29 protein-coding genes and 1 pseudogene are annotated in these 26,150 nt (G+C 35.1%); 19 read left to right on the top strand and 11 right to left on the bottom strand.

Annotation, left to right across the window (positions count from 1 at the left end; all coding sequences use genetic code 11):
* From ACGH46_RS10275 to pgi, 11 genes and pseudogenes are all read left to right on the top strand, one after another.
* Positions 1-476 (top strand): hypothetical protein (locus ACGH46_RS10275; protein ID WP_411605545.1); only part of this gene is annotated, 476 nt, incomplete at its 5' end.
* The gene (locus ACGH46_RS10270; protein WP_411597349.1) at positions 469-894 is read left to right on the top strand and encodes a hypothetical protein; all 426 of its coding nucleotides are present in this window, start codon (positions 469-471) and stop codon (positions 892-894) included. The genes ACGH46_RS10275 and ACGH46_RS10270, both read left to right, overlap by 8 nt.
* Positions 891-1,232: a DUF6717 family protein gene (locus tag ACGH46_RS10265; protein WP_267380196.1), complete on the top strand. Its 342-nt coding sequence runs from the start codon at positions 891-893 to the stop codon at positions 1,230-1,232. The genes ACGH46_RS10270 and ACGH46_RS10265 overlap by 4 nt, the downstream gene beginning before the upstream one ends.
* A 185-nt stretch (positions 1,233-1,417) precedes the next feature.
* Positions 1,418-1,672, top strand: a complete 255-nt coding sequence (locus tag ACGH46_RS10260; protein ID WP_411597350.1) for a hypothetical protein — start codon at positions 1,418-1,420, stop codon at positions 1,670-1,672.
* Positions 1,638-1,964, top strand: a pseudogene (locus ACGH46_RS10255) (restriction endonuclease fold toxin). The gene ACGH46_RS10260 and the pseudogene ACGH46_RS10255 overlap by 35 nt, the downstream one beginning before the upstream one ends.
* A 16-nt stretch (positions 1,965-1,980) precedes the next feature.
* On the top strand, positions 1,981-2,379 hold the full coding sequence (locus tag ACGH46_RS10250) for an Imm7 family immunity protein (RefSeq protein WP_411590829.1): 399 nt from the start codon (positions 1,981-1,983) through the stop codon (positions 2,377-2,379).
* A gap of 186 nt (positions 2,380-2,565) precedes the next feature.
* Positions 2,566-2,928 carry a DUF596 domain-containing protein gene (locus ACGH46_RS10245; protein WP_411590828.1) on the top strand — a complete coding sequence of 121 codons (363 nt, stop codon included), beginning with the start codon at positions 2,566-2,568 and terminating at the stop codon, positions 2,926-2,928.
* A gap of 342 nt (positions 2,929-3,270) precedes the next feature.
* Positions 3,271-3,540 (top strand): hypothetical protein, encoded by a 270-nt coding sequence (locus ACGH46_RS10240; protein ID WP_411590827.1) that lies wholly within the window; start codon positions 3,271-3,273, stop codon positions 3,538-3,540.
* A gap of 71 nt (positions 3,541-3,611) precedes the next feature.
* On the top strand, positions 3,612-3,902 hold the full coding sequence (locus tag ACGH46_RS10235) for a hypothetical protein (RefSeq protein ID WP_411590825.1): 291 nt from the start codon (positions 3,612-3,614) through the stop codon (positions 3,900-3,902).
* Between the two features lie 221 nt (positions 3,903-4,123).
* The gene (locus ACGH46_RS10230) at positions 4,124-4,369 is read left to right on the top strand and encodes a hypothetical protein (RefSeq protein WP_411590823.1); all 246 of its coding nucleotides are present in this window, start codon (positions 4,124-4,126) and stop codon (positions 4,367-4,369) included.
* A gap of 447 nt (positions 4,370-4,816) precedes the next feature.
* Positions 4,817-6,466, top strand: a complete 1,650-nt coding sequence (gene pgi / locus ACGH46_RS10225) for a glucose-6-phosphate isomerase (RefSeq protein ID WP_267380193.1) — start codon at positions 4,817-4,819, stop codon at positions 6,464-6,466.
* 71 nt (positions 6,467-6,537) lie between these two features.
* Here pgi and crr read toward each other — a convergent pair whose 3' ends face one another.
* The 4 genes from crr to ACGH46_RS10205 form a co-directional block, all read right to left on the bottom strand.
* Positions 6,538-7,044 (bottom strand): PTS glucose transporter subunit IIA, encoded by a 507-nt coding sequence (crr, locus tag ACGH46_RS10220; protein ID WP_267380191.1) that lies wholly within the window; start codon positions 7,042-7,044, stop codon positions 6,538-6,540.
* 9 nt (positions 7,045-7,053) lie between these two features.
* On the bottom strand, positions 7,054-8,781 hold the full coding sequence (ptsI, locus tag ACGH46_RS10215; protein ID WP_065559774.1) for a phosphoenolpyruvate-protein phosphotransferase PtsI: 1,728 nt from the start codon (positions 8,779-8,781) through the stop codon (positions 7,054-7,056).
* A gap of 55 nt (positions 8,782-8,836) precedes the next feature.
* Positions 8,837-9,094, bottom strand: coding sequence for a phosphocarrier protein Hpr (ptsH, locus tag ACGH46_RS10210; protein WP_411605543.1), 258 nt, complete (start codon positions 9,092-9,094; stop codon positions 8,837-8,839).
* Between the two features lie 142 nt (positions 9,095-9,236).
* Positions 9,237-9,581 (bottom strand): hypothetical protein, encoded by a 345-nt coding sequence (locus ACGH46_RS10205; RefSeq protein WP_267352127.1) that lies wholly within the window; start codon positions 9,579-9,581, stop codon positions 9,237-9,239.
* 123 nt (positions 9,582-9,704) lie between these two features.
* Between ACGH46_RS10205 and ACGH46_RS10200 the strand changes: the two genes are divergently transcribed.
* Entirely contained in the window at positions 9,705-10,247 is a 543-nt protein-coding gene (locus ACGH46_RS10200) for a UPF0149 family protein (protein ID WP_267352129.1), read from the top strand.
* Between the two features lie 29 nt (positions 10,248-10,276).
* Positions 10,277-11,590: a Xaa-Pro aminopeptidase gene (gene pepP, locus ACGH46_RS10195; protein WP_411605541.1), complete on the top strand. Its 1,314-nt coding sequence runs from the start codon at positions 10,277-10,279 to the stop codon at positions 11,588-11,590.
* A 102-nt stretch (positions 11,591-11,692) separates the two neighbouring features.
* Here pepP and ACGH46_RS10190 read toward each other — a convergent pair whose 3' ends face one another.
* Entirely contained in the window at positions 11,693-12,532 is an 840-nt protein-coding gene (locus ACGH46_RS10190) for a TonB family protein (RefSeq protein WP_267352132.1), read from the bottom strand.
* A 154-nt stretch (positions 12,533-12,686) separates the two neighbouring features.
* Between ACGH46_RS10190 and ispB the strand changes: the two genes are divergently transcribed.
* Positions 12,687-13,673, top strand: a complete 987-nt coding sequence (gene ispB, locus ACGH46_RS10185; RefSeq protein WP_267352134.1) for an octaprenyl diphosphate synthase — start codon at positions 12,687-12,689, stop codon at positions 13,671-13,673.
* Between the two features lie 168 nt (positions 13,674-13,841).
* Positions 13,842-14,708: an EamA family transporter gene (locus tag ACGH46_RS10180; protein WP_220215998.1), complete on the top strand. Its 867-nt coding sequence runs from the start codon at positions 13,842-13,844 to the stop codon at positions 14,706-14,708.
* 99 nt (positions 14,709-14,807) lie between these two features.
* Here the strand turns inward: ACGH46_RS10180 and ffh are convergent, their stop codons facing one another.
* Entirely contained in the window at positions 14,808-16,175 is a 1,368-nt protein-coding gene (ffh, locus tag ACGH46_RS10175) for a signal recognition particle protein (RefSeq protein ID WP_411605539.1), read from the bottom strand.
* A gap of 186 nt (positions 16,176-16,361) precedes the next feature.
* On the opposite strand from ffh, the gene ACGH46_RS10170 reads away from it, so the two are divergent.
* From ACGH46_RS10170 to galU, 4 genes are all read left to right on the top strand, one after another.
* The gene (locus ACGH46_RS10170; RefSeq protein ID WP_267380183.1) at positions 16,362-16,745 is read left to right on the top strand and encodes a RidA family protein; all 384 of its coding nucleotides are present in this window, start codon (positions 16,362-16,364) and stop codon (positions 16,743-16,745) included.
* Between the two features lie 372 nt (positions 16,746-17,117).
* Complete coding sequence (locus ACGH46_RS10165; RefSeq protein ID WP_411605537.1) at positions 17,118-18,311, top strand: aromatic amino acid transaminase; 1,194 nt, start codon at positions 17,118-17,120, stop codon at positions 18,309-18,311.
* A gap of 29 nt (positions 18,312-18,340) precedes the next feature.
* On the top strand, positions 18,341-18,490 hold the full coding sequence (locus ACGH46_RS10160) for an entericidin A/B family lipoprotein (RefSeq protein ID WP_411590811.1): 150 nt from the start codon (positions 18,341-18,343) through the stop codon (positions 18,488-18,490).
* Between the two features lie 758 nt (positions 18,491-19,248).
* Entirely contained in the window at positions 19,249-20,163 is a 915-nt protein-coding gene (galU, locus tag ACGH46_RS10155; protein WP_267352139.1) for a UTP--glucose-1-phosphate uridylyltransferase GalU, read from the top strand.
* A gap of 79 nt (positions 20,164-20,242) precedes the next feature.
* On the opposite strand, the gene ACGH46_RS10150 is transcribed toward galU, so the two are convergent.
* From ACGH46_RS10150 to orn, 5 genes are all read right to left on the bottom strand, one after another.
* Complete coding sequence (locus tag ACGH46_RS10150; protein ID WP_411605535.1) at positions 20,243-21,664, bottom strand: cation:dicarboxylate symporter family transporter; 1,422 nt, start codon at positions 21,662-21,664, stop codon at positions 20,243-20,245.
* 110 nt (positions 21,665-21,774) lie between these two features.
* Entirely contained in the window at positions 21,775-23,106 is a 1,332-nt protein-coding gene (locus ACGH46_RS10145) for a CoA-disulfide reductase (RefSeq protein ID WP_411605533.1), read from the bottom strand.
* Positions 23,107-23,313: 207 nt separating this feature from the next.
* Entirely contained in the window at positions 23,314-24,279 is a 966-nt protein-coding gene (gene hemH, locus ACGH46_RS10140; protein ID WP_411599526.1) for a ferrochelatase, read from the bottom strand.
* A gap of 9 nt (positions 24,280-24,288) precedes the next feature.
* A complete protein-coding gene (gene waaA, locus ACGH46_RS10135) occupies positions 24,289-25,560 on the bottom strand; it encodes a lipid IV(A) 3-deoxy-D-manno-octulosonic acid transferase (protein WP_267380173.1) in 1,272 nt (423 codons plus the stop codon).
* Positions 25,561-25,565: 5 nt separating this feature from the next.
* Positions 25,566-26,129: an oligoribonuclease gene (orn, locus tag ACGH46_RS10130; RefSeq protein ID WP_065559759.1), complete on the bottom strand. Its 564-nt coding sequence runs from the start codon at positions 26,127-26,129 to the stop codon at positions 25,566-25,568.
* Between the last annotated feature and the right edge of the window lie 21 nt (positions 26,130-26,150).

The raw sequence follows: 26,150 nt of genomic DNA, 5'->3' as shown, positions 1-26,150 counted from the left end.
GCTTAGCCGAACCCTTAACCCGTTCACTACGCTTATTAAAATACGCCCGCATCAAAATAACTGGCACTGAAGTCAGAACGAAAGTACATTATAAAATTGAAGCGGTAGAGGTTGAATTAGATGAGGTTAATTGGAATAATGTTGTAAAGGAAACGGGTGAGAATCAGATATCAAAAGAAACACAAGCTGCAGCTGAAAAAATTGGTATTGATTTAAAAAATATTAACATTAACAATGGGACTGCTAAAGTAGAAATTAAAATTACAAGTGAAATCAATTATTCTGATGTTAAATTGTTAGTTGCACATGCAAAATCTAAAGGTGCACAGAAAGTCGAGGTTAATACTGGATATATTGCAAATGAAAAACTTATGGATTTTCTAGAAAAAAGAGTTGCTGATGGTAAACCTTTCATGGGAGGTAAAGTAGTTCGTGGAAACTCAAGCACAACAGACTTTACAATAATATATGACTAAAAAAGAATGGTATAAAGATCGCCTTCTCTGGAAGGCAAATCAGTTCAAGTCTCTTTCGGAAACAAGACTCAATGGTGAAGAACGGGATAATTTTGCGGACAAATTACACAAAGAATATGTGAATTCGGATGATGAAATAATATTTTTATTTTTCGAAAATAACAAGAAGCGCTGGACAGCTATAACAACAGATAAAGTTATTAGTTATCATAATAATAGTATCTATCAATTAAAATTAGATAGTATAGAGAAGTTAATTGATATTAGGAAAGAAGGTATTTCTGATGATGACTTGAAATACGACTCCAATTTTTTATTTATTGGTCACGAAAAGCTACCAATTTGGACTCCTAACTCCAAAATTCTCTTCGCGCTCATGAATATTTTACGAATGTTTCCATTAAGGGAAAATACATGAACTCAATTAATATTATAAAACCATATAAATATCTTGATATGTGGGTCTTTGATGATGAAAAGGTAGGCTTGTTACAAGAGCCTTTTGTTTCTGGCGCAGATACTTTAATTGATAAAGCCACTGAATCAATCCCAAATGCTGAAAAAGGATTTATTTTAATCTTTTCTAAAGATTATTTCCCTGATACCGATCTTTGTTTAGAATGGCGAAGATCTGATAATGCTGGTAACTGGTATTACTCGAAAGAATTTGATATGGAAGGCTGGCTTTGTCCTGCTTTGTTTAAGTATTTTCCTGAAGCCCCCAAAAACTTGTATATCAAAATTAAATCTATCTAGTTAGAAAATCTAATATTACAAATTATCATGAATGTTAATGTCACTAGTGCTTTATAAATCGGCAGAATATAAAAAACCACACAATATTGTATGTGATTATCTGAAGGAAAAGTTGTAATGCTTGCTATTAATCTACGTCGAAAAGTGATCATTGACCATACTAAATTCAACCAATTTTTTAGTGGTTGAATTTAGAAGCATTATTATTAGTTGGTTTAGCCGAATCCTTAACCCGTTCACTACGCTTATTAAAATACGCCCGCATCAAAATAACCGGCACTGAAGTCAGAACGAAAGTACATCATAAAATTGAAGCGGTAGAGGTTGAATTAGATGAGGTTAATTGGAATGATGTTTTAAATGAAATAATAGATCTAAAAGAAGTGAGCCGATACTTTGGGCGACATGATAAAAGTAAACAAGCCAGATGCAGCAGCTGATGCTTTAGCGATAAGATTAAATGGTGTGTCAAGGGTAAGATTTGTTAATGATACAAGAGAGTTTGATGTGATTAGTGATTTATATATAGCTCAAACAAAACCGCCCCTAAAGTAATTAAATCAAAGTGTAAGATCTCAAATGAAAGCAACATTTGAAGCAGCTAAAGAAACTAACCGTTCTGTATACTATCATTTTGAGGGTGAACCTGCAAAATCAGTAATAAATAAATTAAATGAATATAGTAATCATTATGATGTGAAAGTCATTATAGATACTCAACCTCTTAACTAAAAAATAAGGTAATAAAATGATCGAATATTATGGGTGGATATCATTAAGAAATTCTACATACGAAAACAATGAAAATGAGATGAATTCAATTCTAAATAAACTTACTTTATTCATATCAGAACATGAATTTGAAAATAGTACAGGATTTATTAAAATTCATAAAGTTAATGGTTGTTGTCAGCTTTTGTTTAGTGGGAATACTAATCATTATTCTCAGGATGTAGCAGAAATTTTTGAGTTATATCAATATGTAGCAAAAATTTCTCAAGGCTCATATGGTTTATTGTATGTTAAAAACGATGAATCTTCGGATAAATTTAATGAATTTGAAGTATATGTCTTAGCTAGAGGGAAAATAAAAAAAGAAAAAGATCAGTTTTTGTCTCCATGTATTCCTAAAATAGAAGATGATTAAGGTTAAATTAATCAAATTGTGAAGATATTATTTTCTAACTCCACAGGTTACTGAAGGTCCCAATGCTGGTAGCAATATAACATTAAGAAATTTCTCTGATTCAGTGGAGCAAACTAATGCTAAGTGGACTATAGATATCAAAAATCCAAATATTTACAAAGGAAATCGTGTGGAGATGAAATTCCAATGAATTTTGAAAAAATTTATCATTCAATATTAGAAAGTTCTTTTGGTTATTCAATGGGCACAATGTGGCAACATGTAGCAAATTACATGAATGATATGGGTGAACCTTATGAAATCAGAAAGAATATCTTTTTTAAAATATTAAATAAATTAATGAATGATGGGTACATCAAATTAGCTAGTCATGGTGTTTTTCTGACTGGTACCAGTGAAGAACAAATCCAGTCGATTAAAGATATTTGGCCGCCTTACCCCTCAGATGATGAAGACGATGATCTAGATGATATTGGTATGTGGTTCTATGTGAAATTGGACTGTGGTATTGTTTGGATTACACCAGAAGGTCAAGAGATCTGGACGTAAATTTATAAAACTTCTCGGATACTGTGAGAAGTTTTTTTAAAACATTCTAGTACAGCTTTCCAGCCTTAATAATCAGTAATTTCGGCTTTGCATCAATATTAGAGGATTAAATAAATATCTCATTCCAACTTAATTTAAATTAAATAAAAGTTAGTCGTTTTTTTATCCGGATACTTAACCCGTTCACTCCGCTTATTAAAATACGCCCGCATCAAAATAACCGGCACTGAAGTCAGAGCGAAAGTACATCATAAAATTGAAGCGGTAGAGATTGAATTAGATGAGATTAATTGGAATAATTTTGTTGAAAAGAGGACGGTAAATCAACAATATCTTACTGAAATGTCCAATAATGGAGTTAAATTTTCACCTGAAAATGTTTTAAGGGTTGAAAAACTGCCTAATGGTAAAATAGTTTTTCTTGAAAAAGGAAATCTATCTGCAAGTCTTCAACATATTATTAAAGAGCATGCTGACGATTTTGCAAAAATAGGCGTTTCAGAATCACAAATACCAGATGTTGTTATGGATGCGGTTTCTAAAGGAAAGATAATTGGTTATCAAGGGAAAGGAACCGGACGTCCAATCTATGAAGTTCTGATTAATGGGTAAAAACAACGTATAGCTGTAACGACAGGTAATAACGGTTTTATTGTAGGAACTAACCCCGCAGGGAGTGTTAAATGAAAAAAATAAAATTAATGGCTGATTATCAATGTTATCCTCTATGGCTTAATTCAAATGATGCTGTTGGAAATATTAACCCTAATACATTACCAATAAGTAATGTACTAAAAAAAGAGCTTAATAGCTGGTCAGATAAATATGATGAAACGTTAAATTTAGATGATCCTTTAACTTCTGGATTTGCGACTCCAGAAGAAGAAATGGTCTTTAATGAAATGGGGCAATCTTTAAAAGAAAAGCTGCAAGCCGAATTAGGTGATGATTATGAAGTAACATATCAACAATGATAAAATTATATTCTGGTGGGATGACTCTAGTTTTATTCCTACGGGAGGAAAGCTTGTAAAATCTACAGACGACCACAGAATATTTGGTTTTGATGCGAGAGAAATTGCTAATTGGCTAAGAGTTGATATTCAATAAACTCAATCAATATCTGGATTAACAATCTGACAGATTTAGAACACAGCCGAGCACTCTATGATATGTTCGGTGTTGGTAATGCGTTTTGGGTTTTGATTACTGGAAATTATGTTTTATAGGTACTGAATACGTCGAAGAACAACAAGTCATTATGACCAAAGAACAACTTTTATATGTGTTAGAGCAATATAAAGCTTTCTTAGAAGGAGATTATAAAGATCCCAATAACCCACCCGATCCTATTGATGTGGAGTTTATTGCAGAAGGGCAAGAAGCGATCGATATCTACAATGGATTGCCAAATTCTCATCTGGTTCCTTATGCTTGTTAAAAAACACCCCACCTAATCCGTGGGAAGTCTTTTTAATGTTCCTAAATCTACATAGCAAGTTTAATAATTAATTTGTTATACAAATCTGGAGTGATAACAGGTCGCTTGGTATAAAAGCTATTAACTCTAGCCAGAATCCTTTAATAGGATCATCAATACATTGATAAACAAAAACATTTAAAACGTTTAATTACCACAGACCACATCAAACTTATTATAAAAATTTCCCGAACTGGCTAACCCAATAACCGAATATTTACAAGCAAACCGGACGATAATTTTGCTGAAAGACGACTAAAAAGTCGTTTATAAAGATTATGGATCGGTGCTTTAGTCAATTGGTCAGTGTGCTTAATTCAAAAATAAAAGATAAAAGATCCTTATCTTGCATCATTTTAGGCATAGTTATATTATGGATAGAGTGCTTTATTATTTAAGGAATGAGTTATGTTAAAATCAATTGATCCAACTACCACTTCATCTTGGAAATCCCTTCAAGCAAGTTATCAAAAGCATCAAAATAAGACCATTGCGCAGATTTTAAAAGAAGAGCCAAAACGAGTTGAAAAACTCAGTATTCCGTTTGAGGATGAGTTTTTGGTTGATCTTTCTAAAAATCGTATTACGCAAGAGACTTTAGCAATACTTCATAAGCTTGCTGATGAATGTGATCTTAAAGGTGCAATTTCAGCTATGTATAGTGGTGAAAAAATTAATCGCACCGAAGATCGTGCTGTTTTACATGTTGCCTTACGTAATGTATCGAATACCCCTATTTATGTTGATGGCAAAAATGTGATGGATGATGTCAATGCGGTATTAGCAAAAATGGAATCATTCAGTAATAAAGTTATTAGCGGTGAGTGGAAAGGGTATACCGGTAAAGCGATAACTGATGTGGTAAATATTGGCATAGGGGGATCAGATCTTGGACCCGTCATGATTACCGAAGCGTTGCGTCCTTATAAAAATCATTTAAACATGCATTTTGTTTCAAATGTTGACGGAACTCATATTGTTGAAGCATTAAAAGGCTTAAATCCTGAAACAACCTTGTTTTTAGTAGCATCAAAAACATTTACTACACAAGAAACCATGACTAATGCACAAACGGCACGTTCTTGGTTACTTGATGCAGCTAAAGATGATAAAGCTGTTGCTTTGCATTTTGTTGCGTTATCCACTAATGCCAAAGAAGTTGAAAAATTTGGTATTGATACGGCAAATATGTTTGAATTTTGGGATTGGGTAGGCGGTCGTTACTCTTCTTGGTCTGCGATTGGTTTATCGATTGTTTTATCCATTGGATTTGATAATTTTAAACAATTTTTGGCTGGTGGCCATGCCATGGATAAACACTTCCAAAATACACCAATTGATAAAAATATTCCTGCATTATTAGCCTTAATTGGGATTTGGTATAATAATTTTTATGGTGCTGAGACTGAAGCCATTTTACCTTATGACCAGTATATGCATCGATTTGCTGCCTATTTTCAACAAGGCAATATGGAATCAAACGGTAAAAGTGTCGATCGTAATGGTCATAAAACAACTTATACTACTGGCCCAATCATTTGGGGTGAACCAGGGACCAATGGTCAACATGCATTTTATCAATTAATTCATCAAGGTACTAAACTTATTCCGTGTGATTTTATTGCGCCAGCAATTAGCCATAATCCAGTTGGTGATCATCATCCTAAATTATTATCTAACTTTTTTGCTCAAACTGAGGCATTAGCATTTGGTAAAACCAAAGAACAAGTTGAACAAGAATTTATGGCTGCTGGAAAAACGCTTGATGAGGTTAAAGCAATTGTTCCGTTTAAAGTGTTTGAAGGAAATAAACCGACTAATTCAATTTTAGTTAAGAAAATTACTCCGTATAGCTTGGGTGCATTAGTTGCGATGTATGAGCATAAAATCTTTACTCAAGGTATTATTCTGAATATATTTAGTTTCGACCAATGGGGTGTTGAGTTAGGTAAGCAATTAGCCGGTCGAATTTTACCCGAATTAGCAAGTGATACGCCAGTAACTTCACATGACGATTCAACAAATAATTTGATTAATCAATATAAAAAGTGGCGTTAAACTGATTTAACTTTAGACAGTTAATGAATTGAGCAGAAAAACCTTCAGTAAAACTGAAGGTTTTTTTATGATTATTTTTTCACGCGCATAACAGGTGTTTTACCAGCTTCTACGGAACCAGAAAGTTTTGTCAGTTCGACAATACTATCCATATTAGAAATGACAACAGGTGTTAACACTGATTTTGCTTTACTTTCAAGTAGTGGTAAATCAAATTCGATAATGGTGTCACCAACTTTTACTTGTTGACCTTCTTCAGCGATACGGGTAAAACCTTCGCCTTTTAATTCAACAGTGTCAATTCCAAAGTGTACAAATAGCTCAATACCTTCATCTGATTCAATAGCAAACGCATGATTAGTTTCAAAAATTTTGCCAATTCTACCGTTTAGTGGTGCAACAATTTTATTACCAGCAGGTTTAATTGCAATACCATCACCAACGACTTTCTCTGCAAAAACGACATCTGGTACATCTTCGATTTTAACGATTTCGCCACTCAGAGGTGCAATAATTTCGATGCTATCATTGCTATCATCAGATTTGATGAATTGCTTCAATTTATCGAATAACCCCATTATTTTCTCCTAACAAATTTGCTTTTCAGCGTTATATTTTTCGATTAAATCCATAATTTCTTTAGAAGTTGCTTTTTCTAGCACATTGTCTGCAAGTTTTTTCGCTTCTTCAAAATGTGTATTACGAATTAATTTTTTGATTTTAGGAATTGACACTGCACTCATGCTAAATTCATCAAGTCCCATACCAAGTAATAAAATCGTTGCTCGTTCATCACCAGCAAGCTCACCACACATGCCAGTCCATTTACCTTCTTTGTGCGAAGCATCAATGACTTTCTTAATCAGTGTTAAGACAGATGGTGAAAGTGGATTATAAAGATGTGAAATTAATTCGTTACCACGATCAACCGCTAATGTGTATTGTGTTAAATCATTGGTTCCAATACTAAAGAAATCAACTTCTTTCGCTAAATGATGAGCAATGACAGCAGCCGCAGGCGTTTCAATCATTACACCAACTTCGATATTTTTATCAAATGCTTTACCTTCGGCAGTTAGTTGTTCTTTGAGGATATTAATTTCAGATTTTAAGATACGAATTTCTTCAACCGATATGATCATCGGGAACATGATACGTAATTTACCAAATGCTGATGCGCGTAATATTGCGCGTAACTGTGCATGGAGTATTTCTTTACGATCTAAACAGATACGAATTGCACGCCAACCTAAGAATGGGTTTTCTTCTTTCGGTAAATGCATGTAAGGTACATCTTTATCGCCACCAATATCCATTGTTCTGACAATAACAGATAAACCATTCGTTGATTCGGCTACTTCTTTGTAAGCTTTGAATTGTTCGTCTTCGTTAGGATAGGCATCACGATCCATAAATAAAAATTCAGTACGATAAAGACCAACACCTTCATAACCGTTGCGATCCGCACCAGCGATATCACGCACCGTACCAATATTCGCACAAATTTCAACTTGGTGACCATCAAGCGTGACGGCAGGTAAGTCTTTTAATTTTGCTAACTCTTCTTTGTCGGCAATATATTTTGCTTGAACTTGTTTGAGTTTTTCTTGGGTAGTATGATCAGGATTGATATAAATGGCGTTATTTATAGCATCAAGTATAACAAAATCACCTTGTTTAATTGTTTGTGTTGCATTTGATGTACCAACAATTGCCGGAATTTCTAATGAACGAGCCATAATTGAAGTATGGGATGTACGTCCACCTGCATCAGTAATAAAACCAAGTACCATATCTAGATTTAGTTGTGCAGTTTCAGATGGAGTAAGATCTGTTGCAACTAAAATACAAGGTTGGCTAATAGCACTTAAATCGACAATTTCAATCCCTAAAATATTTTTGAGTAAACGTTTGCCAATATCACGAATATCAGCAGCACGCTCTTTTAAGTATTCATCGTCTAAGTTTTCAAGCTCTTTAGCTTGAGTTTCAAATACTGATTGGACAGCGGCATCAGCGGTTGAATGCTTGCTTTGTATACGAGAAATAACTTCTTGCTCCAAATCCTCATCTTCTAAAAGCATAATATGCCCTTCAAAGATAGCAGCTTTATCTTCGCCTAATGTGGATTTTGCTCGTTCCATTATCGCATTTAATTGCTCGCTGGATTTTTGACGAGCATCTTTAAAACGCGCAATTTCAGCATCAATTTTGTTATCTGGAATTGCCCTATTATTAACAACAATAGGTTCTTCTTTTAATAATAGCGCTTTTGCAAAAGCGATACCGGGGGAAACAAGTATACCTGATACCATAACATTTAATCCTTATTCAATTTTAAATCTGTTCTTTATCGCATTTTGGAGCTAATTATTCCAATTCAGGAATTAATTTAACTAGATGATTTACCGCTTCTTTTTCATCTTCGCCTTCTGCTGAAATGGTGATGGTGGTACCTTGTGTTAGACCAAGTGTTTGTAGTTTGAATAGACTTTTAGCACTAGCACTTTTACCATTTGATGTGACGATAATTTCAGCATTAAAGTTTTTTGCTTCTTTTACAAATTGTGCAGCAGGGCGGGTATGGAGACCATTTGGTGCGGTAATGGTTACATCTTGTTTATACATAATAATTCTACTCCTAAAAATATTTTCATTTACGCGACCAATATAAATAAAAACCGCCTTAATGGCTAGTAACATTTAATCGATCTTTGGAAATTTAGTTAATCTTATTCAAATCAAAATATAGTTGTTATATCCATATTTCTCAATAACGGTAAATTCGAGTGATTCTATCACTACATTTTTTAAATTCTACTTCTCCATGTATACCACGCTTTATATTTTCAAAAACAATTTCTTCACTTCCATCAAGTTGTGACTCTTTTATTTCTTTACTGCAAAATGTTTCAAATCGTTGAAGTTCTTCTTCACCATTACCTAATTGGTAATTATGAGGTAAATCGTGACTTGTTATGAATGTTTGGGTTTTGTTCTGCACGTCAAGGATGATAGTGCCTTTGTTAGATAACCATGAACTACAAGCAGTTAATGATATAGCAAACGCCAGAAGGAGAAGGGAAAATTTCATCACAAATCTTACAATATTCAAAATAATTCCTTTATAAAGCTTAGTAACCTGTTTATTATTTATAGCTAGTTGTGGATTATATACTAATAATTAATGAAAGTGCAGAGTGCTTTTTATTGATATGACAAAATCAGGGTGACATTAATGACCAAAACTGTAAATTATGATGAACTTAATCATGAATTAAACTTAAATAAAATGGGTATTACTGCTGCTGAATTACATGGTTTTATTTCGGGTATTTTAGCCGGAGGCAATCATGATGAAAGTTGGCGCCCTTTAGTTGAAGATATGCTCAATAATGGGCAAAAAATACCAGAATCTTTAAATAAGAAAATGGTGGAACTTTATTGTATTACCAAGCAACAATTTTTGGATGATGATTTTGAATTTCAATTGCTACTTAACGAACATGATCTTTTTTCACAAATAGATGATTTAGTCGGTTGGGTTAACCATTTTTTATTAGGGATTGGATTAGTTCAACCAAAATTAAATCGTATTCAAGGTGATGTAGGTGAAGCAATTTATGATTTAAGGCAAATTGTGAAGCTAGGTTACGATGAAAACGAAGATCAGCAAGAGTTAGGCTTTGCATTTGAAGAAATCAAAGAGTATGTTCGCATGACTTCGATTCTCTGTTTTGATGAATTTAATGAGGCTGATATCGCACCAACCATTCATTAATATTAACTTGTTTTTAAAAGGTTATCACTATGCTAAATATCGATACCAAAAAAGAGCTTTTTTCTCGTCGAGAAAAGCTTCTTTCGCAGATGCAACCTAACAGCGTCGCACTTTTTTTTGCCTCACCCGAAGTCGTCAGAAGCAATGACACGCATTATCCTTATCGGCAAAATAGTGATTTTTGGTATTTTACCTGTTTTGATGAACCCGAAGCCGTATTAGTGATGATTAAACAACAAGATAATCATGTTCGATATGTGCTGTTTAATCGTAAAAAAGACCCTCTGGCTGAAACATGGACAGGCTATCGTTTAGGGCAGCAAGCTGCGTTAGAAACCCTTGGCGTTGATGAAGCGCATCCTTTTGATAAAATTGATACTATTTTGCCTGAGTTGTTGAATGGTAAGCAGGCAATTTATCATGCTGATCTGCAATATGATTATGCTGACACGATTGTCAAAAAAGCCCTTACGATTTTAAAACAGGGTGCAACATTTAAGCTTTCAGCACCCAGTAGCGTAATTGATTGGCGTCCTATTGTGCATGAAATGCGGATGTTTAAATCTAATTTTGAAATAGACCTTTTACGTCAAGCGTGCAAAATTAGTGCCCAAGCCCACTGTCGAGCCATGCGTAGCTGTAAACCTTCGATGTATGAATATCAGTTAGAGGCAGAAATTTTACATGAATTTGCCTGGCATGGTGCGCGTTCTCCTTCCTATAATACGATTGTAGGAGCCGGAAACAATGGTTGTATATTGCATTATGAAAATAACAGTGCGCTTTTAAACGAGGGTGATTTAGTGTTAATCGATGCCGGCTGTGAATATCAATATTATGCAGGGGATATAACACGGACTTTTCCTGTTAATGGTCAATTTAGCCAAGCGCAACGGGATATTTATCACATTGTTTTAGCTGCTCAATATCAAGCAATTGATCTGTTTAAACCCGGAACATCGATTATGGAAGTAAATGATCATGTTGTTAAAACAATGGTGACGGGCTTAGTTAAATTAGGCATTATGCAAGGGGATGTCGATTCGCTCATTGCTGATAAAGCTTATACCGCATTTTATATGCATGGTTTAGGGCATTGGCTCGGCATTGATGTACATGATGTCGGTAGTGGAAGGGATCGTATTTTAGAGCCGGGTATGGTGTTGACTGTTGAGCCGGGGCTTTACATCAATCACGATGCAGATGTGCCGGAGTGTTATAAAGGTATTGGTATTCGTATAGAAGATAATATTTTAATCACAACATCGGGTAATGAAGTATTGACCAGTGATGTGCCAAAAGAACCAGAGCAAATCGAAAAATTGATGTTATCGGATCAATAATCTTATCGCTAAAGCAATAATCTTCAAACTGTGATTATTGCTTTTGTTTTGATTATAGATAATAAAATCGTATTTTATTATTTTAAGAAACTGTTCAGACGATTAATTATCTAATCTGATTGATTTATCCCGATTAAAAATTATTTTTATTTTTAAATCTTTTGCTATTTTACCTTCGTATTTCCACGTTTTCATCGCTGTGATAACTGAACGATTAAAAATATTGTTCGGTTTTGTCTCGATAATTCGAATATTTTCGACCCGCCCATTACTATTGATATCAAAGAGTACAACGACATAGCCTTCTATGCGCATATCAAGTGCCCGACGAGGATATTCTGGCTGATTACGACTAATTGGCGAGGGATTACCCGAATGTTGACGGCTATCAGAAATGGAAGATGCGACGGCTGTTTTGGCAAAGTTATCCGTGATCACTTCTTGTCTGACTTGCTGACGAGACTCTTTTTGAATCGGTTTGGATTCCGTTCTTGGTTTGGGTTTTGGCTTCGGTTTCGGTTTTTGCTCGATGACAATGTTATTTTCGGGCATGACTTCCGGTTTTTTTTCAACGATAGGTTCCGGTTTTTCTTCATTAGTCATTTGGGTTTCAATAACTGGCTCAACTATCGGTTCTGGTATTGGTTTATTATCGATAATGTCACTTTCTTTTACCCCTTTGATATCAGGTGTATTTTCAACTAATGATTGTTCAGGCGCTGCCATTTGCGATATATCAATCATGATCGCTTTAATTGAGTTGTCACCTTCATCAACGATGATATTTTTGGCAAAAAGCATAGGGCTGAACAGCAACGCCAGTAAAAATAGATGTGACACAATCGAAAGTGACGTGAATAAATAAACACTCTTGGGTTTGATATGTGTTGGCGATTGAGGCGCTTTTTCGTTGCTAATGTCTATATCAAAATTGATTTTCATAACAATTATCATGTTTAACTTAAGGTAATCATTCTAAATGAAAATGCTTATCATTTGTAGTCTTTTTTAAAATATGCTAATCCAACACCTTGTTGCTCGGCAATATTTATCAGATAATAGCAATTAAATATCTATTTTTTTAGTGGTTTGGGTGATGAATAATCCTTCAATGAGTCAAATACTCGATCTTGTAAAAGATGACTTGGTTAAAGTTAATGAGGCAATTCAGGCGGAACTTAGTTCGGATGTTGTGCTTATTAATCAATTAGGTAATTATATTATTAGTAGTGGCGGTAAGCGTATTCGCCCTATTATTGCGTTGTTAGTTGCCAAAGCACTTAATTATCAAGGTGACAAGCACATCGTTGCCGCTGCGTTCATTGAATTTATTCATACTGCTACATTATTACATGACGATGTCGTTGATGAGTCCGATCTCAGGCGTGGAAAGTCAACCGCGAATGCATTATTTGGTAATGCAGCCAGTGTTTTAGTTGGTGATTATATTTATACGCGTTCTTTCCAAATGATGGTACGGACTGAATCTTTCAAAGTTTTAACTATTATGTCGGCAGCAACAAATGTGATTGCTGAAGGTGAAGTGCAACAATTAATCAATTGTAATGATCCCGATATTACTAAAGAACAATATTTAGAAGTCATTTATCGTAAAACCGCTCGTTTGTTTGAAGCAACTTCGCATTCGGCAGCGGTATTAGCTGGCGCCAATGCAGAACAAGAATTTGCCTTACAAGAATATGGAAAATATTTAGGTACGGCCTTCCAAATTATTGATGATTTATTAGATTATAGTGCTGATAGTAATCAAACCTTAGGTAAGAATTTGGGTGATGATCTTAATGAAGGCAAACCAACTTTACCATTGTTACATGCGATGCGTCATTGTCAAAATGCTGAGGAAGCCAAGTTGATTCGTCAAGCCATCGAGCAAGGAAACGGGCGACATTTGTTGGATCGTATTTTGCAGATCATGAATGAGTGTGGTTCACTTGAATATACTTTACAAATAGCACAGCAAGAAGCCCAAAAGGCTTTTGATGTGATTGCTATCCTGCCAGACTCTCCCTATAAAAAAGCATTGCAAGATCTCGCATTGCTCTCAGTAAAAAGAGAAAATTGACAGGAGTTAAATCGAAGTATGGATTGAAAACATTCCTACTCGTACTTATATGGACATTTTATATTAAATCATCATTAGCAATGATCAAAAATTGATTTCTTTAGATTTCATTGTATGTTGTGAAATGACGAGCAATTTTTTCTGATTATATTAACAAGGTAATTAGGCATGTTTAAACGATCTTGGCCGGTCTTTATTATTTTTATTTCTATGATTTCGTTACAATCAAGTGCATCTATGGCCAAATATCTTTTTCCGGTATTAGGTCCTGAAGGGATGACTGCTTGGCGATTAACTTTTTCATCCTTGATGCTTATCATTATTTTTAAACCATGGCGTAAACCCATTACTAAACAAGCTTTTAAGTATGTGTTTTTATATGGCGTAGCAACCGGTTGCATGAATTTGGCTTTTTATAGTGCCATCGCCAGAATCCCGCTTGGTATTACTGTGGCGATAGAACTTACTGGGCCGATAGTTGTCGCAATGTGTTATTCGCGTCGGTTAGTTGATTTTATTTGGTTAGGCGTTGCAGTTATCGGGCTTGCGATACTTTTACCGATTCATCAAGCTTCTGGTGATTTAGATCCCGTTGGCATTTTAATGGCATTATTAGCCGGTTCAGGTTGGGCATGTTATATTGTCTTTGGGCGTAAAGCTGGGGCATTATATGGTTCATCAAGTGTTGCGATAGGGTCTTTAATAGCGTCTTTATTTGTATTTCCTATTGGTGTGTGGGATAGTGGGAGTGCTATGTTTTCTTTGGAACTTCTTCCTTTAGTGTTTGTGGTTTCATTATTGGCGTCGGCCATTCCTTATGGATTAGATATGATAGCGTTGCCAAGATTACCCGCTCAAACATTTAGTACATTAATGAGTTTGTCGCCAGTTTTTGCTGCTTTGTCAGGCTTCATTGTTTTGCAAGAGCAATTAACGCGTTATCAATGGTTAGCCATTACATTTATTATTGTTTCATCAATCGGGACGGTATTGACAATGAGCCGACCAACTAAAATTAAATCGGTTAATCCATAATGTTTTTACCAGCATTACGCAGATTAATACGCAATGCTCGTGTAAATATCGCTTGTTATACTTTGTTTAAAGCATAACAAGCGAGTTGATATCAGCTTATTAGCGGTGAGGGAAGCCCATTCCGCCACCCATAAGTCCTTTCATTTGGCGCATCATTTTCATCATGCCGCCGCCTTTCATTTTTTTCATCATTTTTTGCATATCTTCAAACTGTTTAAGTAGTTTGTTGACGTCTTGTACTTGAGTACCAGATCCATTAGCAATTCGACGTTTTCGAGATCCTTTGATGATTTCAGGATTGGCTCTTTCTTTTAACGTCATTGAACTAATAATCGCCTCCATTTTAATGGTAATTTTATCGTCCATTTGCGCTTTAATGTGTTCAGGTAGTTGCCCCGCACCGGGAAGTTTTGCCAACATAGCTCCCATTCCACCCATATTTCGCATCTGTTTAAGTTGATCTTGGAAATCGTTAAAATCGAACTTGTCGCCTTTTTTTAACTTCTTGGCAATTTTTTCTGCTTTTTCACGATCAACATTTTGTTGCAATTCTTCGATTAAGGAGATGACATCTCCCATACCTAAAATTCGTGAAGCAATACGATCTGGGAAGAATGGCTCTAAAGCATCTGTTTTTTCTCCCATTCCTAAGAATTTAATCGGTTTACCCGTAATATGACGAATTGATAATGCCGCACCACCACGGGCATCACCATCCACCTTGGTTAAAATCACACCGGTAAGTGGCAAGGCATCATTGAAGGCTTTTGCGGTATTGGCGGCATCCTGCCCTGTCATTGCATCAACAACAAATAACGTTTCGATTGGATTGATAGCCTGATGCAGTTCTTTGATTTCATCCATCATGTTGCTATCAATATGTAAGCGTCCCGCTGTATCGACAATTAACACATCGAAGAACTGAAGTTTAGCGTGAGAAATGGCTTTATTAACAATATTCACTGGTTTTTCATGAATATCCGATGGGAAAAATTCCACATCAATGGCTTTTGCAAGCGTTTCTAATTGTTTAATTGCAGCCGGACGATAGACGTCAGCAGACACAACCAGCACTTTCTTTTTTTGCTTTTCTTTTAAAAAGTTAGCTAATTTAGCGACGCTGGTGGTTTTACCTGCCCCTTGCAAACCAGCCATCAAAATAACAGCGGGGGGCTGTGTTGCCAAATTGAGGGTGCTATTAACTTCACCCATAGCCGATGTGAGTTCAGCCTGCACTATTTTGATAAATTCTTGACCCGGTGTTAAGCTTTTAGAAACGTCCAGACCAACGGCTTTTTCTTTTACTTGATTAATAAATTCACGTACAACAGGAAGTGCTACGTCGGCTTCAAGTAATGCCATACGTACATCACGTAGTGCTTCTTTAATATTATCTTCAGACAGTCGTCCTCGACCACTGATATTACGGAATGTCTGCGATAAACGGTCGGTTAAATTCTCAAACATGTTAACTCTCAATAAACAAAAAAATTGTGATTATCATAACAGAAAATCTTAAGAAGTCCCATGATCATAATTTTGTTCTTACTTGACACCAAATAGTGTTCCTGTTCAAATGTTGAAAATTAACTTTGCATAATATTCCCCCTTTTTATTTTTTAGCTAGGGAAGATGAATACAGGAGATATTGATATGAAAAAAATCATTAATACAGATAACGCACCCGCAGCAATAGGACCTTATGTACAAGGCGTTGATTTGGGCAATATGTTATTTGCATCAGGACAAATACCGTTAGATCCAGTTACCGGTAAAATGTCAGATTGTGTCAAAGAACAAGCTAAACAAAGTTTAGCAAATGTAAAAGCTATTATTACGGCAGCGGGTTATCAAGTTAGTGATATCGTTAAAACCACCATTTTTTTAGCTGATATGAATGATTTTGCGGCCGTTAATGCAATTTATGAAGCCTTTTTTACAGAACATCATGCTGCGTTTCCTGCTCGTTCTTGCGTACAAGTCGCCAGAATACCCAAAGATGCTAAGGTTGAAATTGAAGTCATTGCTGTAAAATAAACGCAATACATCCTTTACTCTGAAAAATTTTGGACTTATACCTAGTGCCCAAATCGAATTGGTGTAGTCACTTGGTGACTACTTTTTAATTACATGAATTTTCGCCCTTCATTTCCGCTTTTTTTAGATAATCCTATAAGGTAGTCAGTATACTCGTTTAGGTGGACAAACATCTTTTATGATCAGCAATATCTAAAGAAATTTTATCGTTTAAGCTTTGCCATATTTATCTTTTTTTACATTAATCATTCAAGTGAATGATTAATCATACACAGAACGTGTAAACTTCTATTTAATGATTGATTGCCGATTGAGTTGATGCAATAATCTACAATTATTTATCATTAGTTGCCGTGTAATTAGGTTGCAAATATGTTTGAAAAAGTTGAGTCGTACGCAGGGGATCCTATTTTATCATTAGTTGCTGAGTTTAATCAGGATAACCGAATGAATAAAACAAATTTAAGTATCGGTTATTATTATGATGAAAACAGTGTTGTACCTCAATTAGCATGTGTAAAAGCTGCTCGTGATTTTATCTATCAAAACGATAAAACTGCATCACTTTATTTACCGATGAGTGGATTACCTGATTATTGTCGAGCTATTCAATGTTTGCTATTTGGTGAAACACACAGCGCTCTTAAAGATAAACGCATTGCAACCATTCAAACTTTAGGTGGTTCAGGTGCATTAAAAATAGGTGCTGATTTTTTGTTTCGCTATTTTCCGAAATCAGAAGTTTGGGTCAGTGATCCAACATGGGAAAATCATATAGACATTTTTCATGGTGCTGGATTTAAGGTAAATAAATATCCGTATTTTGATTCACAAACTTGTGGCGTTAAGTTTGATGCAATGCTTGAAACTTTACATCAATTACCGGCTAAAAGCGTTGTTTTGCTACACCCTTGTTGTCATAATCCAACCGGTGCCGATTTAACCCATGCACAGTGGGATCAGGTTATTGATATATTAAAAACACGCGATCTTATTCCCTTTATGGATATTGCCTATCAAGGATTTGGTAAGAGTATCGAAGATGATGCATATGCAATTAGACGAGTGGCAGAGTTAGGGATATGTGGTTTTGTGTGTAACTCTTTTTCAAAAACATTTTCGTTATATGGTGAAAGAGTGGGTGGTTTATCCGTTTTATGTGATAACAGCGAAGTCGCTAATCGTGTACTTGGTCAACTTCAAGCAACCGTACGTCGAAATTATTCAAGTCCTGCGGCCTATGGTGCTCATCTTGTTAGTTATATTTTGAATAATGTCGAACTTAAAACCCAATGGATTAATGAAGTTACTGCAATGCGTGAACGTATTATCTCAATGCGAATAAAGCTTGTTGAATTACTAAATAAGTTAGTACCCGAAAACAATTTTGATTATCTGATCAAACAGCGAGGTATGTTTAGTTATACTGGATTTTCTGAAGAACAAGTCACACATTTAAAAAATAACTTTGCTGTTTATTTGGTGGGCAGTGGACGGATGTGTGTGGCGGGTTTAAATCACCATAATATTCATCGAGTAGCAGAAGCGTTTGCTACATTAAAATAACCATGTAATTAATTAGAGGAGTATTTAATATGTTCCGAAAAATGTTAATGTTAATGCTAGGGTTAGTTATGGCAATGTTTGTCGTGGGTTGTAATACGGTAAGTGGTGTCGGTAAAGATGTTCAATCTGGTGGTAAAGCAATTACCCATACGGCTGATGAAGTGAGCGATAGATTATAAATGGAGCAGTGAGTCGAAATATACATAATTTATCATTCACATTTACTTCTAAAATAAATCTATTTTTCTCATAAAAGCACAGTTCGTCAAGTTGACGAACTGTGCTTTTAATCAAGTAACTGTTGGATATTTAATAATATATATTAATTCATATTGCGTCAGATCTTATTTTTTTGTTTGAAATGAATATTTACATAAAATGATTTTTGATAATTTATTAAATTGAGACAAGCTAATACTAATACAAAAAAATTGTAAGGATTAGAGGGTTAATTCATTGTAGTCGACATTGGTATTTTTTAACTTATTTTTTATTGGTTATTAACTTTATGATTGATTACATATGATGTTTTCACTGTTTTTAGGAAGAATTTGTTTATAGTAATTCACATCATTTTATTCCATATATTGATAAGTTGTTTTTATTTGAACTAATTGGGAATTCGCTGTTAATTGTTATAAACATCTATTTAACTTACTTATTTTCTAAAACAATATAAATTTGCTAACGCATTCGTTTTTTTACAGATTATCAATACTATTTTTATCGTAGGCGATCATGGTCTATACCAAAATCTATTGGTTCAATTTTTTAGACCAGTTTGATCGAAAAAAGATGTAGAGAGCATTTATTCATACACTTATTTTGATACCTTTTATGTTAAAGTCTGTGAGCGTTAAAAATACCATTTATTAATGGTCGTCCAACGGAAGCAAATTATGATAGTATTAGCCGTTAATTTTTTTGAGGAATGATTATGTCATTTAATTTTGAAAATTCCCTAAAGGGTAAAGTAAAAAAAGCGGTTATCCCTGTTGCTGGTCTAGGAACACGCATGTTACCCGCAACGAAAGCAATTCCTAAAGAAATGTTACCTGTTGTGGATAAACCACTTATTCAATATGTGGTTAATGAATGTATTGCAGCCGGTATTACCGAAATCATTTTTGTTACGCATTCATCCAAAAATTCAATAGAAAACCATTTCGACACCAGCTTTGAATTAGAAGCCATGTTAGAAGCACGGGTGAAGCGTCAATTGTTACAAGAAGTGCAAAGTATACTTCCTAAACATGTAACGATAACAAGTGTACGTCAAGGTTTAGCTAAAGGGCTTGGTCACGCTGTTTTATGTGCCTATCCTTTAGTGGGCGATGAACCTTTTGCAGTAGTATTACCGGATGTGATTATTGATGAATATGAAAGCGATCTGACTTGTGACAATTTAGCTGCCATGATTCATAATTACCACGAAACTAAGCATAGTCAAATTATGGTTGAACCTGTACCTAAGGAATTAGTGTCTTCATATGGTATTGTCGATTGTCGTGGTGAAGAACTTGCCGCAGGGAATGTGGCACAGATGTATAGTGTGGTTGAAAAACCGTCGGTTGAGGATGCGCCATCAAATCAGTCTGTGGTTGGGCGTTATGTATTATCTGAGAAAATTTGGCCATTACTTGCTAAAACGCCATTAGGTGCTGGCGGTGAAATTCAATTAACAGATGGCATTGCAATGTTACTTGAAGAAGAGCCTGTCGATGCGTACTGTATTAAAGGACAAAGTCATGATTGTGGTAATAAACTTGGTTATATACAAACGTTTGTTCAATATGCCATGCGTCACAAAACATTAGGTAAAGATGTTTCTGATTGGTTGAAATCACTTTAATTGGTTTGAATTGTTTTATTAACCTAAAAAAGGACGCTTAATCGCGTCCTTTTTATCATTGAATATATATTGTTGTTACTTAAGCTTCGGCGTTGTCATTATCCAGAGTGACATTCGGATCGTTAAAGACATTCATATTCATCAATCCTACTTCACGATCTGTGGCAACCGCTGCGGTCATTGCGCCCGATACGTTAGCTAAAGTTCGAGCCATATCAATAATTGGATCGACAGCGAGTACCATACCAATTAACGGGAAGTATTCGACCATTCCCATCCCAGATAAAACCACTGTTGCCGCAACGGTTGCTGTTCCTGGAATGCCTGCAATTCCTATTGATCCAATGACAACGACTATTACAAGCATAATGTAAAATTGAACATTGGTATCTATTCCAACCATATGCGCAACCATTACCGCTAATAACGCAGGAAAAAATCCAGCACAACCATTCATACCCATGGTGCTGCCAAGTGAGCCAACTAAGTTTGCTGTACCAGTGTTGACGCCCATTCTGACGGTTAATGTTGAAATAGTCATCGGTAAGGTACCCACTGACGAGCGGCTAGTGAAAGCTAATAGCCATGTTCCTAATGCTTTTTTGATAAACATTACTGGTGAAATACCATGAATTAAGACAATTAATACATGTACAACAAGCATAACGAGAGTTGCAATATAAACCGCTGCAACAAAACTTGATACTTCAACAATTGCAGGAATACCATTAGATATAATTGTACGGGCGAGTAACGCAATGACGGCATACGGCATATATTTAATTACGGTCATTGCAATTGACATAACAATTTTATATAGCGCTTCAATAAATGTTTTAAACAAGGCAATTGGTTGAGGGTTTTTCTTTTCCATTCTATTGGCGGCAAGCCCCATTAATGCTGAAAAGATAACTAATCCTACAATATTTTCTTTTGCCATGGCACCGATAATATTGCTAGGAATCAGATTAACGAAGGTATCAATAATATTGGTATAATGCTTAGCTTGAGCGTGATGTACTGATGTTGAGCTTATTTCACCGAGTTCAAAAACGTTAGCTAAAACAATGCCGACTATACAAGCGATTGCCGTTGTAAAAAGTAACCAAAAAATGCCACGGAATGCAATTTGAGGTAAATTCTTTTTTCCCGAAAAATCAATAATAACTTTAACTATTGAGACAAATACCAGTGGAATCACTAGCATACGTATAAAGGCAATAAAGGCACGCCCAAAAAGACCATACCATGTTGCAATCTCTTGCATCCAAACCGTCGAACTTTTAGGAAAACCTGCCGACCATTGGATTCCCAGACCAAGAACTGCCCCAAGTATCAAGCCAACTAACATGCGAACTGAAAAATTAACTTTTTTGTCTTGTAATGGTTTCATTATGACAAAAAAACAAATAAGTAATAGCCCAAGACCAATTAATGTTTGGTAATGAGTAATGGAGAGGAATTTTTCAAAAAAAATCCCGTGAAAAATGGCATCTGACATAATCGATCCTCGCCCTTTTAGGGGGTATATAATTAAATAATTATCAATAATGCTTTAATTTTATTTATTGACTATTTTTGAGTGATTAGTAAACACTCTTTTCATCATCTCTATTTGGCAATGGAACCTGCAATATTTAAAATATCCCAAGGCCGTGAAAAAGGTGGTGCATACAGAAAATCTAACATTGTAAGTTCGTCAATCTTCATTTGTGACCATATTGCTGTTGCTAATACATTTATTCTCAATGCAGAACCAGTGCCGCCGACTAATTGTCCCCCCAAAATCTTGCGTGTTTCAGCATGATAAATAAGTTTAGCCGTAACGGGTGATTGACCTTCAACATAATTACTGTGGTTTTTATCGTTTACTAAAACCGTTTTATAGGGGATACTTAATTTGATGGCTTCATTTTCAGTTATTCCTGTTCGTCCTGCTTCAATATTAAATACTCGGAGCGCTGATGTGCCTAACGTACCAGGAAATTGACAATTGCCACCTGCAATGTTTTCACCTACAATTTTCCCCAATTTGTTTGCGCCAGTTGCTAATGGAATATAGACTTTAGTTTGGCTGACTTTATGGAACAGCGTGGCACAATCTCCAGCGGCATAAATATCAGTGATATTTGTTCTACCTAAATCATCGGTAATAATGGCACCATTATTTAGGGTATTAATGCCAATGTTTTTGTAGATTTGACTATTTGGTCTAACGCCAGTAGCGATAATGACCAGATCAGCAGGATATTGTCCTTTATTTGTAATAACCTGCGTCACTTTATCTTGACCAACAAAACCTTGGACACTTTCTTGTAAATGTAAGTCACAATGTTGCTCAATATTTTCCTGAATAATGTCAGTAAGTTGCTCATCGAATGCTTCGACTAATACTCGATTGTCTAATTGAATTAATTTTACTTTCTTTTTTAATGCAACCAGTGATTCGGCTATTTCCAATCCAATATAACCAGCTCCAACAATAATAATATTTTTGCATTCCGGTTTTGACAGCGCTTCTTTGATTGCTAATCCATCATAAAGATTGCGTAACGTAAAAATATTGTCCAGCTGATCATTAGCCAGTGTTGGAATAATTGGACTTGCACCTACAGCAAATAGCAATTTGTCATAGCTATCTTCAATGTTTTCACCGTTACTTAAATCTTTAATAAGTAATTTTTTTTGTTTAACATCAACAGATATCACTTCATGTCGTGTTTTTATTTCAATACCATCTTTTTGAAATTGTTCAGGTGTTCGGGATATCATTTCATTAGCATCAGTAAAATGATTGCCAATATAATAAGGTAAGCCACACGCACCGAATGAAACAATATCCGATTTTTCATAGATACGAATTGTTGCATTAGGGTTTATTCTTTTGGCTTTAGCTGCAGCACTCGCCCCAGCTGCTTGAGCTCCAATAATGATTATTTTCATCTATTATTCTCCTTTGTGCGCCTATTTTGAACACTTATCTGCTTATTGATTAAGGTAAAGTAACAAAGCATATCGATAAGTATTCATAATTGTCCATTTTAATTGTAATAAATGTACAATGATGTGTTAAATTTAACATTTCACTTGCAAATATAGTTTTAATCTTATTTTAAATCAAATTAATCGAAAAAAAAGTCGGATCGGTTTTTAAGATTCCGTCTGATGTATGAGATCGATGATAGTATTAATATGTTGTTGTGAATCATTTAATGCAGGGATGTAATGAAAGTGTTTTCCTCCTGAATTAAGGAATATTTCTCGATTTTCTTGATCTATTTCATAACAAGTTTCAATACAATCCGCAGAAAATCCTGGGCACATCACATGAACACGAGTCACGCCATTTAAAGCTAAATTTCTAAGTATGTCACTCGTGTTTGGTTCAACCCATTTTCCTTTTCCAAATTTTGATTGATAGGCCATTTGTATTGGCAGCGTGATGCCGTTCGCTAAACACTTTTCAATTAATAATAAGGTGGTGAGTTCACATCGCTCGATATAATCATCATGGCGTTTAATAATATAGCGCTCAGGCATACCATGATAAGAAAGGAGTAAAACATCGGGTTGCCCTTGTTCTAAAAAAGCCTGTTTTATCTGTAAATAGAGTGCATTAATGTAACTTGGGTGATCAGCATAGTCTCGAATATAGTGAATATTACTTCTTATAATATTGGTATCATTTAATTGTTTGATTTTATCTAGAACGGCAAGTGTTGTGGTTGTAGAATATTGCGGGAATAGGGGTAACAACGTAATTTTTTTACAGGATTTTAAGTTATTTAAGGCAGCTTGAAGACTCGGCTCACCATACGTCATGGCAAGCTCACATTTTATATTGGGTAAGTGTTGCTGCAATTTTTCGTGTAACAATTTACTGTAATGTAACAAAGGTGAACTACCCTTTATCCAGATTTTTTGGTAATGCTTGAGAATGTAGGGGATACGTTTAGGTAAAATAATATATTTTAAAATTGGATACCAAATAAAGCTGGGCAGATCAACAACATGTCGATCAAGCAAAAATTCTGTTAAATACTGTTTTATAGCATCTGGCGTTGTCGCGCTAGGTGTACCTAAATTAACCAATAATAAACCGTTTTTTTTATCCACAGCTTAGCCTCATTTGATATTAAGATAATGGTTAATAACTGCTAAAAGTCTACTGAGTGCTCCTTGATTTTGCTTCAAAACGAGATAGGCATTTTCGCCCAGTTGTACTCGGCGACTATTATCATTTAATAGGCGATCTATTGTTGAATATAAATCATCCGCTGAGTTTGTGCAAACAATCATTCCTTGCGCTTCAATCAACTGTTCACAAATCACTTGGAAATTAAAAAAATATTCACCGGTAATAATAGCAATATGGTGCAGTGCAGGCTCTAAAGGATTATGTCCACCCTGTTTTACTAGGCTACCACCAACAAAAGCGATATCTGCCATTGCGTAAAGCTCTACTAGTTCGCCCATTGTATCGCCCAAAACTATTTGAGTTTGTTCTGTAGGTATTTGATTTGTACTACGCTTTAAATAATTAAAACCATTATCACTAATGAGTTTTTCAACCGTTTTAAAACGTTCAGGATGACGTGGAACCAGAATTAACAATAAATTGGCATGTTTAAGCAGTAATTTTTTAAATGCAGTTAAAATAATTTCATCTTCGCCACTATGGGTACTTGCTGCAATTAACACAGGCCTTTTTAATTGCCATTGTTGTTTTAACTGGTTTATGTTTTGGCGCTGCTCATTGGATAAGTTAATATCAAACTTTATGCTGCCTGTTATTGCTAAATGATCAGCAGGTAAACCAAGTGAAACAAATCGTTCACCATCTTGCTGATTTTGAGCTGCCACCATACTGATTTTCGAAAATAATTGTTTGACTGCTTTGCCTAATTTGCCATAGCGAGCAGCAGATCGTTCTGATAATCTGGCATTTGCAATAATTAAAGGAATTTTTTGTTTATAACATTGGCTAATTAAATTAGGCCAAAGTTCAGTTTCCATAATTATAACAATTTTAGGCTTTGTGGTTTTTAAGAATCGTTTTATGGCTCCGGGCAGATCATAGGGTAGATAAACATGACTGACACTGTCTTTTAATAACGATTTTACTCGCTCAGAACCTGTCGGCGTCATGGTGGTAACAGTGATTGGTAACTGTGGATATTTTTGTTGCAATGCTTTAATTAGCGGAATCGCCGCTATTGTTTCACCTACGGATACGGCATGCACTAAAATACCATTTGGTTTGACTTTATTTTTGCAAAAACCATATCGTTCTAACCAGCGCTGACGGTAGGCTGGCGCTTTACGACTGCGCCATAATAGTTTTAGCCAAACAAATGGCTGAATTAGATATAATAAAAGGGTATAGATAATTTGCATGCACGTTAATGATCTAGATTAAAAAAATGCTGACGATAATAGACAAGTTCTGAAATGGAATCACGAATATCGTCAAGCGCTTGATGGGTACCTTGTTTAGTAATGCCTTTCAAAATTTCGGGTTTCCAACGTTTTGCTAATTCTTTAATAGTACTGACATCTAAATAACGATAATGAAAATATTTTTCTAACTTCGGCATATAGTTAAATAAAAACCGCCGATCTTGACCAATCGTATTACCACATATTGGTGAGCAGTTTTCTGGTACCCATTGTTGTAAGAATGCGATGGTTTGTTGTTCGGCTTGCTGTTCTGAAATAGTACTTTTGCGTACACGGTCGATTAATCCCGAATTGCCATGAGTGTTTTGATTCCATTCATCCATGAGCGCTAATTGTTCATCTGATTGATGAACAGCAATAACCGGACCTTCTGCAAGAATATTCAGGTCAGAGTCAGTTACAATAGTGGCAATTTCAATAATACGATCAGTTTTTGGATCAAGTCCCGTCATTTCAAGATCAATCCAAATTAGATTACTGCTATTAATTTGAGAGTGTTTGATCATAATTTGCTGTGGAAATTTTCT

The sequence above is a fragment of the Gilliamella sp. CG22 genome (assembly GCF_046635725.1).
GTDB classification, from domain to species: domain Bacteria; phylum Pseudomonadota; class Gammaproteobacteria; order Enterobacterales; family Orbaceae; genus Gilliamella; species Gilliamella apicola_I.
Note: the sequence above shows the minus strand (reverse complement) of the source record. Positions and strands in the feature narration are given on the sequence as shown.

What these genes read in the sequence shown, in the direction of transcription:
- ACGH46_RS10270 (WP_411597349.1), top strand. Translation starts at nt 469, where the DNA reads ATGACTAAAAAAGAATGGTATAAAGATCGCCTTCTCTGGAAGGCAAAT.
- ACGH46_RS10265 (WP_267380196.1), top strand. Translation starts at nt 891, where the DNA reads ATGAACTCAATTAATATTATAAAACCATATAAATATCTTGATATGTGG.
- ACGH46_RS10250 (WP_411590829.1), top strand. Translation starts at nt 1,981, where the DNA reads ATGATCGAATATTATGGGTGGATATCATTAAGAAATTCTACATACGAA.
- ACGH46_RS10245 (WP_411590828.1), top strand. Translation starts at nt 2,566, where the DNA reads ATGAATTTTGAAAAAATTTATCATTCAATATTAGAAAGTTCTTTTGGT.
- ACGH46_RS10240 (WP_411590827.1), top strand. Translation starts at nt 3,271, where the DNA reads ATGTCCAATAATGGAGTTAAATTTTCACCTGAAAATGTTTTAAGGGTT.
- ACGH46_RS10235 (WP_411590825.1), top strand. Translation starts at nt 3,612, where the DNA reads ATGAAAAAAATAAAATTAATGGCTGATTATCAATGTTATCCTCTATGG.
- pgi (WP_267380193.1), top strand. Translation starts at nt 4,817, where the DNA reads ATGTTAAAATCAATTGATCCAACTACCACTTCATCTTGGAAATCCCTT.
- crr (WP_267380191.1), bottom strand. Translation starts at nt 7,044, where the DNA reads ATGGGGTTATTCGATAAATTGAAGCAATTCATCAAATCTGATGATAGC.
- ptsI (WP_065559774.1), bottom strand. Translation starts at nt 8,781, where the DNA reads ATGGTATCAGGTATACTTGTTTCCCCCGGTATCGCTTTTGCAAAAGCG.
- ptsH (WP_411605543.1), bottom strand. Translation starts at nt 9,094, where the DNA reads ATGTATAAACAAGATGTAACCATTACCGCACCAAATGGTCTCCATACC.
- ACGH46_RS10200 (WP_267352129.1), top strand. Translation starts at nt 9,705, where the DNA reads ATGACCAAAACTGTAAATTATGATGAACTTAATCATGAATTAAACTTA.
- pepP (WP_411605541.1), top strand. Translation starts at nt 10,277, where the DNA reads ATGCTAAATATCGATACCAAAAAAGAGCTTTTTTCTCGTCGAGAAAAG.
- ACGH46_RS10190 (WP_267352132.1), bottom strand. Translation starts at nt 12,532, where the DNA reads ATGAAAATCAATTTTGATATAGACATTAGCAACGAAAAAGCGCCTCAA.
- ispB (WP_267352134.1), top strand. Translation starts at nt 12,687, where the DNA reads ATGAATAATCCTTCAATGAGTCAAATACTCGATCTTGTAAAAGATGAC.
- ACGH46_RS10180 (WP_220215998.1), top strand. Translation starts at nt 13,842, where the DNA reads ATGTTTAAACGATCTTGGCCGGTCTTTATTATTTTTATTTCTATGATT.
- ffh (WP_411605539.1), bottom strand. Translation starts at nt 16,175, where the DNA reads ATGTTTGAGAATTTAACCGACCGTTTATCGCAGACATTCCGTAATATC.
- ACGH46_RS10170 (WP_267380183.1), top strand. Translation starts at nt 16,362, where the DNA reads ATGAAAAAAATCATTAATACAGATAACGCACCCGCAGCAATAGGACCT.
- ACGH46_RS10165 (WP_411605537.1), top strand. Translation starts at nt 17,118, where the DNA reads ATGTTTGAAAAAGTTGAGTCGTACGCAGGGGATCCTATTTTATCATTA.
- ACGH46_RS10160 (WP_411590811.1), top strand. Translation starts at nt 18,341, where the DNA reads ATGTTCCGAAAAATGTTAATGTTAATGCTAGGGTTAGTTATGGCAATG.
- galU (WP_267352139.1), top strand. Translation starts at nt 19,249, where the DNA reads ATGTCATTTAATTTTGAAAATTCCCTAAAGGGTAAAGTAAAAAAAGCG.
- ACGH46_RS10150 (WP_411605535.1), bottom strand. Translation starts at nt 21,664, where the DNA reads ATGTCAGATGCCATTTTTCACGGGATTTTTTTTGAAAAATTCCTCTCC.
- ACGH46_RS10145 (WP_411605533.1), bottom strand. Translation starts at nt 23,106, where the DNA reads ATGAAAATAATCATTATTGGAGCTCAAGCAGCTGGGGCGAGTGCTGCA.
- waaA (WP_267380173.1), bottom strand. Translation starts at nt 25,560, where the DNA reads ATGCAAATTATCTATACCCTTTTATTATATCTAATTCAGCCATTTGTT.
- orn (WP_065559759.1), bottom strand. Translation starts at nt 26,129, where the DNA reads ATGATCAAACACTCTCAAATTAATAGCAGTAATCTAATTTGGATTGAT.